At 67.1% G+C, this 18,962-nt stretch carries 13 protein-coding genes; 10 read left to right on the top strand and 3 right to left on the bottom strand.

Annotation, left to right across the window (positions count from 1 at the left end; genetic code table 11):
* The first annotated feature begins 14 nt into the window (after positions 1-14).
* The 5 genes from AC6RV7_RS05730 (at position 15) to AC6RV7_RS05710 (ending at position 3,740) form a co-directional block, all read left to right on the top strand.
* The gene (locus AC6RV7_RS05730) at positions 15-284 is read left to right on the top strand and encodes a hypothetical protein (RefSeq protein WP_500092948.1); all 270 of its coding nucleotides are present in this window, start codon (positions 15-17) and stop codon (positions 282-284) included.
* Positions 285-319: 35 nt separating this feature from the next.
* On the top strand, positions 320-856 hold the full coding sequence (locus tag AC6RV7_RS05725) for a DUF2249 domain-containing protein (RefSeq protein WP_500092947.1): 537 nt from the start codon (positions 320-322) through the stop codon (positions 854-856).
* Positions 857-893: 37 nt separating this feature from the next.
* Positions 894-2,207, top strand: coding sequence for a hypothetical protein (locus AC6RV7_RS05720; RefSeq protein ID WP_500092946.1), 1,314 nt, complete (start codon positions 894-896; stop codon positions 2,205-2,207).
* Positions 2,204-2,515, top strand: coding sequence for a metal-sulfur cluster assembly factor (locus tag AC6RV7_RS05715; protein WP_500092945.1), 312 nt, complete (start codon positions 2,204-2,206; stop codon positions 2,513-2,515). Before AC6RV7_RS05720 ends, AC6RV7_RS05715 begins: the two co-directional genes overlap by 4 nt.
* Before the next feature lie 73 nt (positions 2,516-2,588).
* Positions 2,589-3,740 (top strand): trans-sulfuration enzyme family protein, encoded by a 1,152-nt coding sequence (locus tag AC6RV7_RS05710; RefSeq protein WP_500092944.1) that lies wholly within the window; start codon positions 2,589-2,591, stop codon positions 3,738-3,740.
* Between the two features lie 106 nt (positions 3,741-3,846).
* On the opposite strand, the gene AC6RV7_RS05705 is transcribed toward AC6RV7_RS05710, so the two are convergent.
* On the bottom strand, positions 3,847-5,385 hold the full coding sequence (locus AC6RV7_RS05705; RefSeq protein ID WP_500092943.1) for an AMP-binding protein: 1,539 nt from the start codon (positions 5,383-5,385) through the stop codon (positions 3,847-3,849).
* A 255-nt stretch (positions 5,386-5,640) separates the two neighbouring features.
* Here AC6RV7_RS05705 and AC6RV7_RS05700 point away from each other — a divergent pair, with 255 nt between their 5' ends.
* Positions 5,641-6,441 carry a sugar phosphate isomerase/epimerase family protein gene (locus AC6RV7_RS05700; RefSeq protein ID WP_500092942.1) on the top strand — a complete coding sequence of 267 codons (801 nt, stop codon included), beginning with the start codon at positions 5,641-5,643 and terminating at the stop codon, positions 6,439-6,441.
* 104 nt (positions 6,442-6,545) lie between these two features.
* Here AC6RV7_RS05700 and AC6RV7_RS05695 read toward each other — a convergent pair whose 3' ends face one another.
* Complete coding sequence (locus AC6RV7_RS05695; RefSeq protein WP_500092941.1) at positions 6,546-7,145, bottom strand: response regulator; 600 nt, start codon at positions 7,143-7,145, stop codon at positions 6,546-6,548.
* A gap of 26 nt (positions 7,146-7,171) precedes the next feature.
* Complete coding sequence (locus AC6RV7_RS05690; RefSeq protein WP_500092940.1) at positions 7,172-9,394, bottom strand: histidine kinase; 2,223 nt, start codon at positions 9,392-9,394, stop codon at positions 7,172-7,174.
* Between the two features lie 228 nt (positions 9,395-9,622).
* Between AC6RV7_RS05690 and AC6RV7_RS05685 the strand changes: the two genes are divergently transcribed.
* From AC6RV7_RS05685 to AC6RV7_RS05670, 4 genes are all read left to right on the top strand, one after another.
* Positions 9,623-12,553, top strand: coding sequence for a TonB-dependent siderophore receptor (locus tag AC6RV7_RS05685; protein ID WP_500092939.1), 2,931 nt, complete (start codon positions 9,623-9,625; stop codon positions 12,551-12,553).
* 106 nt (positions 12,554-12,659) lie between these two features.
* Positions 12,660-14,090: a glycoside hydrolase family 30 protein gene (locus AC6RV7_RS05680; RefSeq protein ID WP_500092938.1), complete on the top strand. Its 1,431-nt coding sequence runs from the start codon at positions 12,660-12,662 to the stop codon at positions 14,088-14,090.
* 120 nt (positions 14,091-14,210) lie between these two features.
* Complete coding sequence (locus AC6RV7_RS05675; protein WP_500092937.1) at positions 14,211-16,451, top strand: hybrid sensor histidine kinase/response regulator; 2,241 nt, start codon at positions 14,211-14,213, stop codon at positions 16,449-16,451.
* Between the two features lie 226 nt (positions 16,452-16,677).
* Positions 16,678-18,951, top strand: coding sequence for an HYR domain-containing protein (locus AC6RV7_RS05670; protein ID WP_500092936.1), 2,274 nt, complete (start codon positions 16,678-16,680; stop codon positions 18,949-18,951).
* Positions 18,952-18,962: the final 11 nt, after the last annotated feature.

Below are 18,962 nucleotides of genomic sequence, written 5' to 3'. Positions count from 1 at the left end.
GCATACTTTGCGCCGTGAACCGCGCTTCGGCTTACGCCTCGATTCTCGCTCCTTCCTGTCTCACCGAGCTCGATGCACGGTGTGGCACGCCGCCGAATCACGTGAAAGCGATCGTCGCGGCACTCGACGCCATGCCGGCCGGTCGGCCGCAATCGCTACGGACCAAGTCGAGACCCGTGCGCCTGCTGCAGGAGCTCGCCGCGTTGGACGTGGAAGGGGAGAGCGGCGCGTTGCCGGACGGCAGCTGGCGCACGCTCCTGCGCCGCACCGCGGCGGCGGCCTGAAACGGCGTGAAGCACGCATCCAACTTTCTGCTACGATGAATACACATACCTCCACCGATACCTCCGTCCTCGACGTGCGGCCGATTCCCGGTCGCTCCAAGCACGCGCAGATCTTCCAGCGCTGGTTCGATCTCGCGGTTGGACAGCATTTCGTGCTGCTCAACGACCACGATCCGATTCCGCTGCATTACCAGTTCGCGGCCCAGTTTCCCGACGCGTTCGGCTGGGAGTATCTCGAGCAGGGACCGGAAGAGTTTCGCGTCAAAATCACCAAACTCCGCGCCGTCGAGGCCCGGCTGCCCGAGCCGCCGATCGGCATCGTGCGCCCGCCGAGCACCTCCGTGGCCAAGGCTGCGGGCGTGGAGGAAATCGATGTGCGCGGACTCGAGCCGCCGGAGCCGTTGATCCGGATCCTCGACCGGCTGGAGAAACTGCCGGCGGGAGTCGAACTGCGGGCACGGACCGACCGCGAGCCGTGCCATCTGTTCGGCGAAGCCGAGCAACGTGGGTTTCGTCACGACTGCCGCGCGCAGCCGGACGGAAGCTACCTGACGGTGCTGACTCGTGGCTGAAGCTGGCCACGTTCGTCCGCCGTCGCCAGCCCGGCCGATGCTATCGCCGAGCTGGCTCGCGACGCAGGGCCGGCTGCCGCTGGCGTTCATGGGGCTGGCACTCGGCTGGCTCGCCGCGGCGACCGCGTTGTTGGTCGCCTGGCCGGAGGTGCTCGCGCTGCCGCACCTGCACCCGCACGTCATCGCGTTCACACACGCGTGGGTGCTCGGCTTCTTCGTCACCGTCGCGTGCGGCGCGGTGTATCAACTCGCGCCGGTCGCGCTCGGCACCACGCTCGCCAACGAACGTCACGGCTGGTGGCACCTCGGGCTCCATGCGGCGGGCGTGCCGGGCATGGTGTATTCGTTCTGGATCTGGGACCTGAAGCTGCTGGGGCATTTTGGTTTCGCCGTCGCGCTCGGCATCCTGCTGTTCAGCACGAACACGTGGCAGACGGTGCGGCGCTCCGGGCGCGGCAACGCGGTCGCCTGGTCGCTCGTGCTCGCGGCGGCGTGGCTGCTGTTGACCGTGCTGCTGGGGCTGTTGCTTGCGGCGAATCGCTTCTGGTCGTTTGTGCCGCTCGATCCCTTGGCGCTGCTGCGGGCGCATGCGCATCTCGGACTCGTGGGTTTTTTCGTCACGCTGCTGCAGGGCGTCGGTTTTCAACTCGTGCCGATGTTCACGCTTGGCGAAGTGCGCGACTGGCGGTTGCCCAAAGCCGGGTTGTGGTTGTCGCAACTCGGACTCCTGGTCCTAGCACCGGCGCTGGCGTGGCAGCTCGGCGGGCTCGCGGTTGTGTGCGCTGCGGCGATCGCGGCGGGACTCGGCTGTTCGGCGGTGGGGCTGCGTCAGGCGCTCGCGACCCGCAAGAAACGGGCGTTCGATCCGGGCACGCGCGCGTTTCTCCGGGGCGGCGGCGGCGTGCTCGCCGCGGCGTTCGCGGGCGCGGTGCTCGTCGCTCCGGGCACGCCGTGGGGTTCGGCGCCCGGCGGCTTCAATGCGATGACCTACGCGATCCTCGCGATCGGCGGCGGACTGCTGCCGTGCATCGCCGGCATGATGTGCAAGATCGTGCCGTTTCTCACCTGGATGCGTGCGTATGGTCCGCGAGTCGGACGTGGGCCTACGCCCGCCGCGAGCGCGCTCACGTCGCCACGCCTCGAACGCTGGGGCCTCGGGCTCCAGCTGGCGGCGATCCTGCCGTTGCTCGCCGGCGCGTGGCTGCTCGATGAACGCTGGCTGCGCGCGGGTGCGTGGATGCTGGCGGTGGGCGTGGGACTTTTCCTCGCGGACATGGCGGGAGTGTTGAAACACCTGCGGACGCCGGCCGTGGCGCCCGCGACCGCGCCGAAGCCCGCATCGAATTTATGAATACAGCCATCGATTCGACCGTCGTGTGGGACGCGCTTCGCTCGATTCCGGATCCGGAGTTTGGCATCAACATCGTCGACCTCGGGCTGATCTACAGCGTCGAGTGCAACGGCCAGGACGTCGCCGTCACGATGACGCTCACCACGCCGAACTGTCCGTCGGGGAGCTGGATCTACGAAGGCGCGAAAGAGGCGCTCGCGCGTCTGCCGGGCGTTGGCACGGTGAACGTCGCGATGGTGTTCGAGCCGCCATGGACGCCCGACATGCTGAGCGAAGAGGCGAACCGACAGCTGGGGCGCACGGAGTGACGAGCGGACGCGGGTTCTCCGCGAATCCGGATTTGCGCGGAGGCCGTCATCGGTGGCAGGCTGACCTACGATCATGAGCACGCCTTCCCGCCCCCGCGGCCCTTCCACGCTCAGCATTCACGCCGGCACTTATCACGACTCCGCCACCGGCGGGGCGTGCAGCCCGGTGTTTACGTCGACCGCCTTCGCGTATCCAAATCCGGCGAACGAGAACATCTACCCGCGCTATTTCAACACGCCGAACCAGCAGGTGATCGCGCGCAAGCTCGCCGCGCTGGAGCACGGCGAGGACGCCGTGGTGTTCGGTTCCGGCATGGCCGCGATCTCGACGCTGCTGCTGGCGTATCTGGCTCCCGGCGACCACGCCGTCTTCCAGGCGGATCTTTATGGCGGCACGTATCACCTGGTCGCGAAGGAGCTCACGCGGCTCGGCGTGCAGGTGACGTTGTGCGCCACCGCCGGCGAGTTTCCCGACGCGGTCCGGCCGAATACGCGCCTGCTCTACGTCGAGTCGCCGTCGAATCCATTGCTGAACTGCATCGATCTGGCGGCGGTCGCCGCGCTGGGCCGCTCGCGGGGGCTGTTGACGGCGATCGACAATACCTTCGCGACGCCGATCAATCAGAACCCGCTGACGCTCGGCTTCGACGCGGTGGTGCACAGCGCCACGAAATATCTCAACGGCCACAGCGATCTGAATGCCGGCGTCGTCATCGGCGCGTCGGCCGTCACGCGCCGCGTGCGCGAGATGGCGTTGAGCCTGGGCGGCATGCTCGATGCGCACACGTGCGCGCAATTGGAGCGCGGATTGAAGACCCTCGCCGTGCGGATGCGCGCGCACAACGAAAACGCTGTCGCGCTCGCGCGCTGGTTGCAGGCGCATCCGGCGGTCGCGCGGGTGAATTATCCCGGTTTGCCGGAGCATCCGACGCACGCGATCGCGGCGCGCCAGATGCGGGGGTTCGGCGGCATGGTGTCGTTCGAATTACGCGACCCGGTGGGCGTCGATGCGCTGCTGAGCAAGCTTCGGATTGTCATGCCCGCGTTGAGCCTCGGCGGCGTGGAAAGCCTGGTCTGCATCCCGAGCCGCACTTCGCACCGCACGATGACGCCGGAGGAGCGGCACAAGGCGGGGATCAACGACGGACTCGTGCGCGTGTCGGTCGGCATCGAGGACGTGCCGGACCTGATCGCCGATTTCGAGCAGGCGCTGTCCGCCGGGTAGTTGCAGCGCAATGCCGGGGTGGGACGGCTCCCTGGCTCGCGCAAACCAGGCTCAGGACGCGTGGGGGACACGCGTCCTGACCTCGCACAGCGTAACAGAAAACAAACTACGGCGTCGCCACCGGCGCGACGTTGCCCGCCTGCCATCGTTCCTTGAGCGGGGCGCGCACGCGTTTGCCGTTGGAGTTTTGCGGCATGGTGTCGACGCGCAGGATGCCGACCGGCCGCTCGTGCGATTCCCAATGATCGTAGCAGTAGTCGGCCAGGCGGAGTTGCAACGGTTCGAACGGCGTGGTGGCATCCACGAGCTGGACGAACAGAACGCTGGCCGGTTCGCCACCCATCTCGATGCCGACGATGACGGCATCCAGCACTTCACTGAAATCGGCGACGATCTGCTGCTCGAGTGGTTCGGGCACGACCCACTTGCCCTTCACCTTGAAGGTGTCATCGGTCCGGCCGAGATAGACATAGCCGCCCTCCGGTTCGCGGGCGAAGAGGTCGCCGGTATGATACCAGCCGGCGCGGAATTTCTCCGCCGTACGTCCGGGGCTTTGGTAGTAGCCCAGCGAGAGGCTCGGCCCGCTGACGAGCATCTCTCCGCCCTCGGTCAGCGGCACATGATCCGTCTGCGCCAGCTCGATCCGGTAACCGGGCAGCGGATGCAGCGTGGAACGATCCGGCCGGATGCAATTGGCCATGTAGGCGTGCCCCATCTCTGTGGCGCCGAGAATGTCGACGATGCTGCAGTGGAACCGTTCGCGGAAGCGCTCGAACAGATCCGCGGATAACGGCAATCCGGCGGAGCCCGCGATGCGCAGCTCGCGCAGAACGTCCGCCGCGCGCGGAGCCACGTCCGCGGCCAGGATCCAGCGGAAGACGGTCGGCACGGCGAAGAACGCGGTAGGCCGGACCAACGCCAGATTGTCCAGCACGACCTCGAGGGTCGGCCGGCGCGGGTCGAGGAAGGTCGGGCAGCCGCAATACAGCGGGAAAAAGACGCTGTTGCCCGCGCCGAAGGCGAAGTGCACGCGGGCCACGGAGTAGGTGAGGTCGCCCGGATGCAACTGCAGGTGCTGGCGGGCGAAGATCTCGCAATACGAGAGAATGCCCCGCGCCGATTGCATGATGCCCTTGGGGGCGCCGGTCGTGCCGGACGAATACTGCAGCACCGCCAGATCCGTGTCGTCGCGAAGAACCGGATACACCTCGCCGGTGCGAAGGGCGGGATCGAGCACGTTGGGCTGTCCCCGGGGCGACTGGCGCGAGGCGTCCCACACGTTCAGTCCGGGAGGGCGCGGCGCCTCCGCCGCGACACCGGGCTCGGCGACCAGGTGCAGCGCGCCGCAGTCCGCGATCAACGCCGCGAGCGCCGTGGGCTTCAGCGCGGGATTGACGGAGACCGGCACGCCCCCGGCCAGCAGGACCCCGCAGAAACAGGCGATGTGATCGATCGAGTCCGGCTTGGCGATGACGACGCGTTCTCCCGGCCGGAGGCGATCCTGCCAGAAGCGGCCGGCGCCCTGCGCGAGCGCGACAAAGTCGCGGACGGCGATTTGCGAATCCGGCTCGACATAAAGGAACGCGTCCGGCGGCAGCCGGTTGCGGCAGTGAGCCAACAGTGCCTCTCCCAGGTTGGTTTTCATCTCCAGGTGCAAGCGGGGTCTCCGCTGGCCGATACGCCGGCCACCGTGCTGGGTTTGAAGGGAGGGCGATTTCGTTTATGACACGGCGCGGTCGCGCATGCGAGGTCATTTTGCCGGTCCCGCTGATCTACCCGGATTTGCGCCCGACCACCTGCCCGGTCACGCCGACCGGCTCTTCAATTTCACGAGCGGCTTCTGAGCCGCGGTCCGCGGTTCGGACTTTTGTCCGGCAAAGGCCTCGTTTTAGCTCCGCGCATGACTCCCGCCCGCTGTTTTTCCACGCTCGGCTGTCCCGAGCTGTCGCTCGATCAGGTTTTCGCGCTGGCGCGCCGCCATGACGTGGAGGCGGTGGAATTACGGGCGCTCGACGGGACCATCGATCTCGCGGCGCGGTTCGCCGATGGGTTCGGTTCTCCTGCGGCGCTGGCGCAACACGTGAAGCACGCGGGCGTGCGCATTGCGGCGATCGATGCGTCGCTGCATCTGGTCGGAACCACGGACAGCGAACGGGAGCAGGTGCTCGGAGTGATGCCCTGGGTGGAGGCGCTGGGCGTCGCGTATCTGCGGGTGTTTGACGGCGGCAAGAGCGCCGACGCCGCGGAGTTGGCCGAGGCCGCAAAAACGGTCGCGTGGTGGCGCGAGTTGAAACGGGCGCGGCAGTGGCGCGCAGACTGGATCGTCGAGACGCACGATTCGCTGTTCACCGCCGCGGCCATCCAGCGCTTCACCGCGGCCGTGCCGGACGTCGCACTGCTCTGGGACACGCATCACACCTGGAAGAAAGGCGGGGAGGATCCGCTGAAAACCTGGTCGGCGATCCGAGCGCACGTGGCGCATGTGCATGTGAAGGACAGCGTCGCCGACGCGAGCGAGCGGAAAGGCTATCGCTACACGGTGCCGGGGACCGGCGAGTTTCCTTTCCGACCGCTCATGCAACGGCTGCGCGCCGACGGGTTCACCGGCTGTGCGAGCATCGAGTGGGAGCGCTTCTGGATTCCGACGCTCGGCCCGCTCGACGAGGTTCTGCAAGCGACCATCGCCACGGGCGAGTGGTGAGTGGAGGGAGAAACCACGAAACACACGAACGAATCGAAAGCAGGAAGCGCGCGCAGTGAACGGAGTCCTCTTTCCGTGTGTTCCGTGGCCCAGCCTGTTCGCGATCAGAGTTCGATGATGCCGCGTTGGACGGCGGCGGTGACGGCCTCGGTGCGCACCGCGACGTGGAGCTTGCCCATGATGCTCTTCAGATGGTCTTTGACCGTGTATTCGGTGATCGCGAGCGTGGCGGCGATTTCCTTGTTGGCCTTCCCGCGCGCGATCTCGCGCAACACCTGGATCTCCCGGGGCGTCAGCTCTTCGTAACTTTGCCGCACCGCCAGACGCGTCGCCACGTCGCGCGGGATCCAGGCATCGCCGGAGGCGACGGCGCGAATCGCGGGAATCAAGCCTTCGCCGGTCGAGCTTTTGAGCACGAAGCCGTGTGCGCCCGCGCGCAGCGCCTTGGCAATATCCTCGTCGCCGCTGAAGGCGGTGAGCACGAGGATGCGCGCGGCGGGAAACTCGCTCCGGATCTCCTCGATCGCCTGGGTGCCGCTCTTCACCGGCATCCGCAGATCGAGCAGCGCAAGGTCCGGTCGGTGCCGGGCAAACAGGTTCACTGCTTCGGCGCCGTCGGCCGCTTCGGCGACCACCGTCAGGTCGCTCTCGGCCTGGATCACGGCCACGAGGCCGGTGCGAACGATGAAATGATCGTCCGCCACGAGTATCCGAACTTTGGACGCACGTGTCACGGTTCGCCCTCCTCGTTCTCCAGGTGGATGGGCGCGGCGGCGGCGTCCACCGGCTCCAGCGGAACGTCCACGGTGATGACCGTGCCTCGGCCGGGCGCGCTGTCCACGACCACCCGGCCGCCGAGACGTTTGGCGCGCTCGGTCATGCCGATCAGTCCGAAATGCGGCACGCCATTCGGCGGCACGGCGTCCGGGGCGAAGCCGACGCCGTCGTCGGCGATCCGCAGCCGCAGCGCGTCCGGGGCGAATGCAAGTTCGGTGGCGACCTGTGTGGCGTGCGCGTGTTTGGCGACATTGGTGAACGCCTCCTGGCCGATGCGCAGCACGTTCTCCTCGACGACCTCCGGCAGCGCGCGGCGCTCGCCGGTGGTGGAGAACTCGAGGCGCAGGTCCGTGCCGGCGGCGAGCTGCTCCGCACTCTGCTGCAGCGCGCGAGGAAGGTCGAATTGCTCGAGCTCCCGCGAGCGCAGATCCCAGATCGACCGCCGCAGCCCGACCTGGCTCTGGTGCAGCCAGGTGCGCGCGAGCTGGAGGTGACGCTGCGATTCGTGCGGCGCGCGCGCAAAGAGTTTCGCGGTGGCGTCGAGCTGCAGCGCGATGCCGGTGAGTGTTTGCTCGAGCGTGTCGTGCAGGTCGCGTGCGAGCCGGGTGCGTTCGGCCAGCACGGCCTTGAACTGCAGCTCGGCGGTCTTGCGCGCGGTCATCTCGACCTGGAGCTGGGCGGAGCGTTGCGCCACCTTCTGTTCGAGCGTGTCGTGGGCGTCCTGCAGCTCGCGCTGTGCCTGCTCGCGCTCGCGAATGAGCGTTTGCAGGGCGGCGTTTTTCTTGGAAATCGTGAGCAGCCAGGCGAGTGCGCCGACGAGGATCGTGCAGACGATGCCGAGCCCGGTCAGGAGACGTTGCGGCGAGAGCCAGCTCGGCCGGGCCATCACGCGCATCGCCGTTGCGTCAGGCAACAGCAGCTTCAGCGACTGCAAGCGGCCATCCGTGTCGACGGTGGAAACGCAAACGCCGTCGAGCTCGACGAGGCTGCCGAGGGGAATCCCGGCGAGCGGATTGCGGTCGCCGGCGATCTCGTGTTCCACCGTGAACGCGAGGTCGTTGCCTTGGAGGAGCCAGGTGGTCAGGAGGCCGGAAAACGCCGCGACCGGGCGGACGAGCGGGCGGCTGGTCCGGTCGACGATGCGACCGCGAAGGGTAATCAGGGACGCATGGTGCAATCCCTGACGCAGCTCTGCGAACGTCACCGCGCGCGGCACCGCCGGCGCCGGCGATCCGTCGAGCCGGCGGCAGACCGCGTCGCGCAACACGGGCAGGTGATGCTCGAATTCGAGAAAGCCCACGGCTTCGACGGGATCGCCCGGCGTAAGGGGATCCGGCTGCGTGCTCTGGATGCGCAGCCCGCCGGTGGCATCCTGCAGGAAAAGTCCCTCGCCTCGCTGCTGCAGCGTGACAACGCCGCGCACGTGCAGCCGCCCCGAGGCCTCTCCGCGGCGGTAGCCCGCGATGTCGCGCAGCGGCACGGCCGGTTGCGCGAAGGGATTGGCACTTTCCGCCTCGATGACAGCGATGTCCTCCCAGCGCGGCACGTAGACGGCGACGGAGGTCAGGTGGCGAAGCGCGGCATTATAGTGCGTCGCCGTCGTGCCCCGCACCCGGATCCGTGCGGCAACGAGCGCCTCCGGTCGTCCCACCGCGAACGGCGGCGCGCAGACCTGAAGCCGAAACCCGCCGACCGCGAGGTCGATCGTCGTGCGCGCCGGATCCGCCAGGACCGATCGAACGACGCCTGCGATCTCCACCCGCAGGCCGTCCTCGACGCCGGCTTCGAGGTTCTCGATCGACACCTGTTTCGGCGCGGGCAGCGCCGCCGCGCCGAGCTTGCGCCACTGCGGCGCGCTGACGATCGGAGCGAACGCTCCCGGATGGCTGACACCGCTGACGCTCACCAGATCACCCGGCGCGGGACCGCGCTGATGCAGGTTCTCGACGAAGACGCCACCGGTTTCGTCCTGGAGAAAGAACTGGCCGTTCCAGTCGGATTCGGCGGCGGTCACGATTCCCGTGACTTCGATCGGGAGCTTGCGGCCCGCCTGTTCGGCGGTGAGCGACAGCACGGCCGCGGCGGTCGTCAACGCCGGCCGCTCCGCCGCGCGAAGCGCCGGCATCGACGCGAGTGCGGCGACGACGAGGAAGCGCAGGGCGGGGCGGACGAACATGGGGCGGGGTAAGGCGCGGTGCTCCGGCGGGAAGACCGCGGACGTCGCAATCTGGCCCGCAGGCGCCTCCGATCCAAGCCTTCTCCCGTCCCCCGAAAGAGGGATGCCGGCGGCGTGGCACGAGTGCTAACGTAAAGGCGTTCGTTCCCCTCCGCCCCGATCGCTGCGACCGCCTTCACCCCGACCGAGATCGCGCGCATCGGCCAACCCCCAAGCGCACCAACACCGATGAACCCCGCCCGATTGTTGTTCGCCGCCGGCGCCGTTGCCGGCTTGTCCGCCGCGCCGCTCGCGTTCGCCCAGGCCGAGCCGCCGCCGCCTCCGTCCAGCGAAGAAGAAGTCGTCGTCCTCTCGCCTTTCTCGGTCGATGTGTCGCGGGACAAAGGTTACCGCGCCACGAACTCGATCTCGGGCACGCGACTGAACACGGCCATCAAGGACCTGCCGATGCCGATCGAGGTGATCACCGCGGACTTCCTGCGCGACACCGGCTCGACGGACCTGCGCCAGAGTCTTCGTTACAGCTCGGGCGTGATCCTGCAGACCCAGAACGACTACTCCGCTCCGGCCGGCAGCTTTTCGACCAGTCCGGGCAAGATCAACAATCCCGAAGGCCTGACCGCGAGCGCCGACCAGACGCATATGAAGATCCGCGGTTTCCAGACGGAATCGGTGCTGCGCGACGGTTTCCGCCGGCAGAATGCCACCGACTCGGTCAACATCGCCCGCATCGAGGTCGTGCGCGGTCCCGCCTCGCTGCTCTACGGCGTCGGCAATTTCGGCGGCGTGGTGAACTACCTCGTCAAGCAGCCGGAGCCGAAGCCCGCGGCCGAGGTGTCGCTCGCGGTCGGCAGCTACGATTTCCTGCGCGGCACGATTGACCTCACCGGCCCCGTCACGTCGTCGGGGAATCTTGGATACCGGCTCACGGCCGCGGTGCAGGACACGGATTCCTACACGGATTTCAACAGCGAGAATCACTACTTCGTCTCGCCGGTGCTCGTCTGGCGCCCGACGGCGAGCACCGAGGTGCTGCTCGACCTGGAGTATGGGAAGCAGCGGTTTCAAGGCATCGGCTGGCAGGACCTGCGGGCCGCGGTCTCGAGTTTCGTCAACGACAGCGCCGGTTATAATGGAAACTTCCTGCCCATCCCCGGACGCGACGTGCGCGAGTTTCGCTGGAGCGGACCCGACACGTATCTCGACAGCGAAACGTCGAACGTCGAGTTCAAGGTCACCCAGAGCTTCGGGTCGCATGTGCACCTGCTCGCGGGCGTGAACCGCGGGACGTTCAACTTCGACCAGCTCGACAACCTCGCCGCGCTGCAAACCGTCTCCGCTGGCAGCGCCGTGCCGGCGTGGGCGGTGGCGCCCGTGAACTACGTGGGCCTGAGCTCCGGCCAGTCCGGTGTGCCGGCGGGCCCGCAACCCTCGACCATCGCCTACCAATGGGAGAAGCGTCGCCAGAGAAACGTCCATGAGCAGGCGCGCGTGGAGCTGAACTTCCAGCTCACCCTCTTCGAGGAGCGCTCCAAGTGGCTGCGTATCGATAATTCGCTGCTCGCCGGTTTCAGCTACACGAAGGAGCGGATCGACGACCGCACGCGGCAGACGCCCGGCGACCGCGCCAATTATCACAGTCCGGCCGATTTCAGCTACTTCCGCTTCGGACGGCAGGGCGACGGCTCGCCGGACTATCCGCTCGTCGAGTGGGACAACATGAAGACCACGACCTCGGACCCGGCGCTGTATGCGGTTTACCAGGGCAAATTCCTCGACGACCGGCTGACGCTCATCGCCGGCGTGCGCCGCGACCGCAGCTGGAACACGCAGTGGATCTACAATCCCGAATACAATTCCGACGGCACCAGGCGCGGCGACGCCGCGCCCTACACGACGCGCAGCACGGACAGCAAGGATACCACCTACCAATACGGTGTGAATCTCCGGGTGACGAATGAAGTCTCCCTCTACGCGATGCGCTCCGAGGGCATCCAGCCGAACTACCAGGGCAAGCTCGACCTCTACGGCGTGCCGCTGGAGGCGGCGCTGGCGAAGAACGAGGAGGTCGGCGTGAAAATCGATCTGCTGCAGGGCAAGGTGTCCGGCACGATCAGCCGCTTCCGCATCACGCGCGAGCGCGCGCAGGTCGGCAGCTCGAGTCTCGTGTGGTTCGCGCCGGTGGTCTCGAACCGCCTGAACTTCGACCCGAACAAGGACATCGTCTACAACGTCAACGATCTCAATCCCATCACCAACGACTGGAACGGCGCGGCCGTCGCGTCCCGCGCCCAGTGGGACGCCGCCATCGCCTCGGGCGCGATCTACCAGGCCACCAATTCCGCCGGTAGCACGAACTGGTATGCCAACGCCTCGAAGGCGGACGGCGCGGCGTTTCTCGACGCCGTCTTCGCCAATGTCGCGACGCTCAAGCAATACGGCTGGTGGGGCTGGCTCTACAACGGCGCCGATCCCGGCAGCCTGCCGTTCGACAATCTCGTGAACAACGCGACGATGGACGACAACGGCGCGCAGAAAAGCGTGGCGACGGGCAGCGATCGCTCCAGCGGCTGGGACACGCAGATCCTGATCACCCCGGTCGAGAATCTGCAGATTCTCCTCTCGTGGTCGCACATCGAGAAGGTGGTGCTGAACGCGCAAGCCTGGCCGAAGTATCCGTATCCTCAGGACAGGTGGGCGATCTGGTATGCGCCCATCTCGTGGGCGGCGACCGCCGGCCGGCCGCTGGATCAGGTCTACGCGGATCCGAACGACACCTCGACCTTCATCGCGTTCGGCACGGGCCTGCCGATGGACGACACGCCGCGCAACCAGGGCACGATCTGGGTGAACTTCGATTTCCCCAAAACCACGGCGCTGAAAGGCTGGTCGATCGGCGCGGGTGGCGTCTACGAGAGCGAGCGCACGGTCTATCCGGCCTACGGCCAGAACGCCCTCGATAACAACGGCAACACGATCACCCTCGTGACCCCGAGCCGCACCACGATCAACGCGATGGTGAAATACGAGTTCAAGCTCCGCGGCCGGGACTCGAGCGTGCAGCTCAACGTCGAGAACGTGGCCAACGACCGCAAGCTCTACGGCTTCATCTACGCCGCGCCCCGCCGCTGGCAGCTCACCTTCACGCACCGGCTCTAAGCGGTTCCGCCCTCTTTTCCGCCGGACCGTGCGGTGCGGTGGAGGTCAGGGGCCGGGCGGCGGCAACCGCCCGGCTCGCACCCCGATCGTTTGTATCGATTTTATCATGACAACCTCGCTTCGCTTCTCCCGCCTCGCCGCCTTGCTCGCGACCGGGGCCTCCCTCTCCGCCGCGCCGCGGGCCGGCGACGTTTTCCTGACCGAACAAGGCTCCGACCGCCGGCTGGCACCCGCCGGCACGCTGCAGTTCGAACCGCTGCCGCAGCCGTCGGAAAAACAGCAGTGCGTCTTCGTCGATCCGTCGCACGCGTTCGAGACGCTGCTCGGCATCGGCGGCGCCATCACCGACGCCGCGGCCGAGACTTTCGACAAGCTTCCGCCCGCCCAACGCGCCGAGCTGCTGCGCGCCTACTACGATCCGGTGCACGGCATCGGCTATTCGCTCGCGCGGACGCACATCAACAGCTGCGATTTTTCCTCCGCCAGCTACACCTACGTCGCGGAAGGCGACCGGGAGCTGAAGACCTTCGACATCGCGCCGGACCGGCAGCACCGCATCCTGCTCCTGCGCGCGGCGCGCGAGGCGGCGGGCGGCCAGCTGACGACTTACGCGAGTCCGTGGAGCCCGCCCGCGTGGATGAAGGACAACGGCGACATGCTGCACGGCGGAAAACTGCGGCCGGAGTTTCGTGCCGCGTGGGCCGAGTATTTTGTGAAGTTCATCGAAGCTTACGAGCAGGCCGGCGTGCCGCTCTGGGGCGTCACGGTCCAGAACGAGCCCATGGCGGTGCAGATCTGGGAGTCGTGCATCTTCACCGCGGAGGAGGAGCGCGATTTCGTGCGCGACCACCTCGGCCCGACCCTCGCCGCGCGCGGACTCGGCGGAAAGAAGATCGTGGGCTGGGATCACAATCGCACGCAGCTCTACCACCGCGCGGCCACACTCCTCGGCGATCCGGCCGCCGCGCGCTATCTCTGGGGCGTCGGCTTCCACTGGTATGTGGACGACACGTTCGAGAACGTCCGTCGCGTGCGCGACGCGTTTCCGCAGGCGCAGTTGATGCTGACCGAGGGCTGCAACGGGCCCTTCGCCTGGGATAAGATGATGGATTGGGCGCTGGGCGAGAGCTACGGCCGCGCGATGATCCACGATTTCAACAACGGCGCCTCCGGCTGGACCGATTGGAACATCCTGCTCGACGAAACCGGCGGACCGAATCACGTGGGCAACTTTTGTTTTGCGCCGGTGCACGCCGACACGCGCACGGGCGAGCTGCACTACACGCCGGCGTTTTACTATATCGGACACTTCTCGAAGTTCATCCGGCCGGGCGCCCGGAGGATCGTCGCGTCGCCGACCGTCGACCGGCTGATCGCGACCGCGTTTCGCAATCCCGACGGCAGCATCGCGGTGGTGGTGATGAACCCCAGTGCGGAGCCGCAGCCGTTTCATGTCTGGATCGGCGGCCAGGCGGCACCGACGCTCAGTCCGCCGCATTCCATCATGACGATCGTATTGCGCGGCGACTCCGGCTGAGGCGCTGGAGCGGCTGTTGCGGCTCGTTTGCACAGATTTGAGGAACTCCCGCCGCCTCTCCGCTGACAAGTGGGCGGGTCCACTCCGGGTCACTTGACTCGCGGCTGGGCGTTGCCTCGGATGCCCGCCTTTGTGTTGAGCCGTTATCTGTCTTTCTTCCATCGGACCCTGCAGGGGCGGCTCGCGCTGCTGGTGGCGGCGGTGCTGTTGCCCGTGACGGTCCTCGTCGTCTGGCTGATCTACGAAAGCTACCAGAACGAGCGGCGTCAGCTGGAGCGGCACCTGATCGCGGCGGTGCGGGCGACGTCGCTGCTGGTCGATTCGGAGGTCGGCGAACGCGAGTCGCTGTTGTGGGGCCTGGCCACGTCGTCGCGCCTGCAACGCGGGGAGTTTTCGACCTTCCGCGCGCAGGCGCAGGCGGCGGTGCAGCGGTCGGACGAATGGATTCTCTTGGTCGACATCGACGGCACGCAGCGGATGAACACCCTGCTGCCGCCGGATTCGGTGCTGCCCAATTTCCGCTATGAGCCCGAGTTCCTGCAGACGCTGCGGGAGGGGCGCACCTATGTTTCCAATCTCGTCTTCGACGAAACCGGGAAAGCGTCGCTGCTCTTCACCGCGGTGCCCATCCGGATCGATGGTGAGGTGAGATACGCGTTGATCTCCGGCATGCGCCCCGCGGCGTTTCGCAACGCCCTCGGCCGTGGCGGCGTCGCTCCGTCCTGGAATGTTTCCATCGTGGATCGCACGGGCGTGATCGCCGCCCGCACGCGCAACCCCGAACAGTATGTCGGCGCCAAAGCCGGACCGATCATCGTCGCAGCGATGGCGGCCTCACGCGAACGCGTGATCGAAAGCACCACGCTGGATGGCATCAAGGGCATCACCGCGTTCGCGCGTTCCGCCCGCACGGGCTGGACCATCGTCGTCTCGGCGCCGGGAGACGAACTGTATGCGTCTGCGCGCCGCCTGCTCAGCATCGCCTTGTCGATCTCGCTGCTGTTGGGCGCGACCGGCGCCTTGCTCGCGGTGTGGTTCGCGCGCGGCGTCGTGTCGGCGGTGCAGACGATCGTGGAGCAGACCCTCGGGATCGGTCGGGGCGAGCCGGTTCGAACGGAGTCCACGGGCATTGCGGAAACCGATCTGGTGCTCCGCGCGTTGGGCGAGACCTCCGGCCAACTCGCCCGGCGCGAGGCGGAGCTCAAGGAGCTCAACGAATCCCTGCGCAAGGCTGGCCGCGCGAAGGATGAATTTCTCGCCGCGCTGTCGCACGAACTGCGCACCCCGCTCAATCCGGTGCTCCTCATCGCAAGCGAGGGCGCGCAATGCGGCGATTATCCGGTGGCCGCGCGGGACGCGTTTTCTGCGATCGCGAAAAATGTTCTCCTCGAAGCCCGGTTGATCGACGACTTGCTCGATCTCACTCGCATCACCGAGGGCAAGCTGTTGCTGGAAAAACAGACGGTCGACGTGCATCGCGTGCTCGCCGAAGCGCTCGCCACCGTGCGGCCGGAACTCGAAGCGAAGGCCCAGCAGCTCGAGGTGCGGCTCGCTCCCGGCGCGGCGCCGGTGCACGGCGACCCGACGCGGCTCCAGCAGGTGCTCTGGAATGTCCTGAAAAACGCCGTGAAGTTCACGCCGAAGCACGGCCGCATCCTCGTGACCAGCGCGATGGCGGACGGACGCGTGCGGATCGAGATCGCCGACGAAGGTATCGGTCTCACGCCCGACGAGATCGGCCGGGTGTTCAAAATTTTCTCCCAGGGCGATCACGCCACCGGCCGCGCCGGGCATCGGTTCGGCGGGCTCGGCCTCGGTCTGGCGATTTCCCGGATGCTGATGGAACTGCACGACGGCAGGATTTCCGTGCGCAGTCCGGGACGCGACCAGGGTGCGGTGTTTGCGATGGAGTTGCCGTTGTCGGCGACGCCGGCCCTCTTGGCGGCTGACGTCGAGCCCGTCGAAGAAACGGCCGCCGGCGCTCCCGGGCCGCAGGGACTCCGCATCCTGCTGGTCGAGGATCACGAAGCGACCCGCGTGACGCTCGTGCGCCTGCTGCAACGCCGCAAACTGGACGTCTCACCGGCGGCCGACGCGGCGGAGGCGTTGCGTCTCGCGAGCGAGCGGAGCTTCGACGTGGTGTTCTCCGACATCGGTCTGCCGGATCTGGACGGCTTCTCGCTGATGCGCCACCTGCGCGAACGTCACGGCCTGCGCGGCGTCGCGCTCACGGGCTACGGCACCGAGGCCGATATCGATCGCGGTCGTGCCGCCGGTTTTATTGCGCACCTCACAAAACCGATCGAGGTCCGGAAACTCGAAGCGGTGTTGCGCAACCTCTCCGCGCCGCAGGACTCATAACGGCGTCGAAGACGACCATTGTTGCCGTGAGGATCGCGGAACTCGGCGGCGCCTGCCGGCGGTGTCGGATCGGTTGACGCGTTGTCGGGAAACTTTCCGAACTACCGATCTGCGGCCGCGGGGTTCGACAAATTTTCCGGCGTAATCGGTTCCCGCGCAGGCAGGCCGTGGTCGGGCGTACCACCGAGGCACGCACCGTGCTCGAAATGGCTTGGCCTTTCGAACTATGAAAACTCTCGAGTGGATGGCGCAGCAGCGCCTGGCGCTCGCCCGGCGGGCGCCCTTCGGTGCGGGAACCCGCGCATCGTTCCCCATTCGCCTGCGCCGGTCGCGCGCGCAAGCGGGGATCGTATCTTTCGCTTCTTTCGTGCTGCTCCTCGCGGTGTCGCCGCGGGTTTGGTCGCAGGGTGCGGCCGATCCGGGCTTCGATCCCAAACCGAGCGCGCTTGCCGGCGGACTGGCCGTGCAGCCGGACGGCAAAATCCTGTTCACCGCGACATCATCCATCGGCGGCGTGGCGTGCCACGGACTCGCCCGGCTGAACGCCGATGGCACACTCGATGCCGCGTTCGCGCCGGATTTCGGCACGGACGCCGTGTGGGCGGCTGCGGTCCAAGCAGACGGAAAGATCGTCGTCGGCGGGCGTTTCGCTACGGTGAATGGTGTCACGCGTCACAACCTCGCGCGGCTCAATCCTAACGGGACGCTCGACCCAAATTTCGACCCGCAATTCGACGACCAGATCTTCAGCGTCGTGCTACAGCCGGATGGGAAAATCCTGGTTTGCGGCGAATTCACGACCGCCAACGCAGTCGCCCGTCCTGCGTTTGCCCGGTTGAACCCCGACGGTTCACTCGATAGCCCATTTGATCCCGGCGTCACCGGCATCGTGCATGCCATCGCCGTCCAGCCCGACGGAAAGATCCTGATCGGCGGCAACAGTATCAGCGTCGGCACGAGCGTCGTCCGGCAGAGCCACGCGCGACTCAACGCCAACGGCACGCTTGATGCGGGCTTTGAGATCCACTCGATCCAATGGGTGCGCTGCTTCGCCCTGCAGCCCGACGGGAAAATCCTGGTCGGCGGGGACACGCGCCAGTTGCAGCGTTTGAACCCCAATGGATCGATCGACACCAGTTTTTCCATGGTCCTCGCGGCTGCAGACCCCCCGGGTTTCGTGAGTACAATCGCGTTGCAGACGGATGGTCGCATCATCTTTGGCGGCCGCTACAGTGCCGTGAACGGGACGCCCAGAAACTGCATCGCGCGGGTGAATGCCGACGGGACCGTCGACGCGTCGTTCGATCCGAAGGCGGACGGGTTCGTGTTCGACCTCAGTCTCCAAGCGGACGGCAAGGTGCTCGCGGCCGGAAACTTCACTTCGATCGGAGGTGCGTCGAGAGACCAGGCCGCAAGATTGCTGAACGATCCTGCCGTGGAATCGCTCATGGTGACGGATCATACGCGGATCGAGTGGTTGCGCGGCGGCTCGGCGCCGGAGACGACGCAGGTCACCTTCGAGCTTTCCACCGACGGCGCCACGTGGACCTTGCTCGGCGCCGGAAAACGGATTGCGGGCGGCTGGGAGCTCACCGGTCTGCGTCTGCCGGAATTCGGGGCGATCCGCGCCCGCGCGCGAATCGTGTGCGGCGACCTGAACGGCTCCTCCGGTCTGGTGCAGGCAACGACGATGTTTGGCGTCAATGCGGCGCCGGAGGCGTTTCCTGCTCCAGCCGTCCAAACCCGGGAGCTTGGCGTCGAGCGCGTGGTCGTCACCGGCGAGGTTGCGGATCTCAATGGCGATGAACTGACGTATCAATGGCTGGTCGGCACGACGCGGCTGAGCCGCGGCACGGTCACCGCTCCGGCGAACGGCAGCCGCGTCGCGATCGCAGGCGTCGACCTGGCCTCGACGGACCGCCGCCTCGGCTTGGGCACGCACCAGGTGTCGCTGCGCGTGAGCGATGGCGTGAACCCGCCGGTGAGCGCGGCGGTGAGTGTCAAAATTGTGGATACGAAAGCGCCGACCTTGACCGCGCCGCCCGATCAGCGGGTGAACGCCACGCGGCCGCAGGGCGCGAAGGTGAATTATCCGGCGCCGGTCGCCCACGATGCGGGCGGGCCGGTGGACATCGTGTGCTCGAAGGCGAGCGGAACGGTGTTTCCGATCGGCACGACCACCGTCCGGGTGACCGCGACAGACGGCGCGGGCAACAAGGCGCAGGCGACGTTCAAGGTCACCGTGCTCGGCGCGGCCGATCAGCTTGACGCGCTGATGGCGGCCGTGCGGGCGATGAATTTGCGGACCACGACGCGCGTTCTGCTGGTGGGCACGCTCTCGCTGGCGAAAATGTCGGTGCAGGTCCCGCCGATCGCGCGCGGCCTGTTGCGGGGGTTCATCGAGGAGGTCCGCCTGCAGCGGGGACACACTCTGACCGCGGCGCAAGCGGACTGGCTGACCGGCGAAGCGCGCCGGATCATCGCGGTGCTCGGCGGCTGACGAGCCGCGGG

Source organism: Opitutus sp. sgz309028, assembly GCF_059821195.1.
The sequence above is the reverse complement of the archived record's forward strand: the minus strand, read 5'-3'. Positions and strand labels throughout refer to the sequence as shown.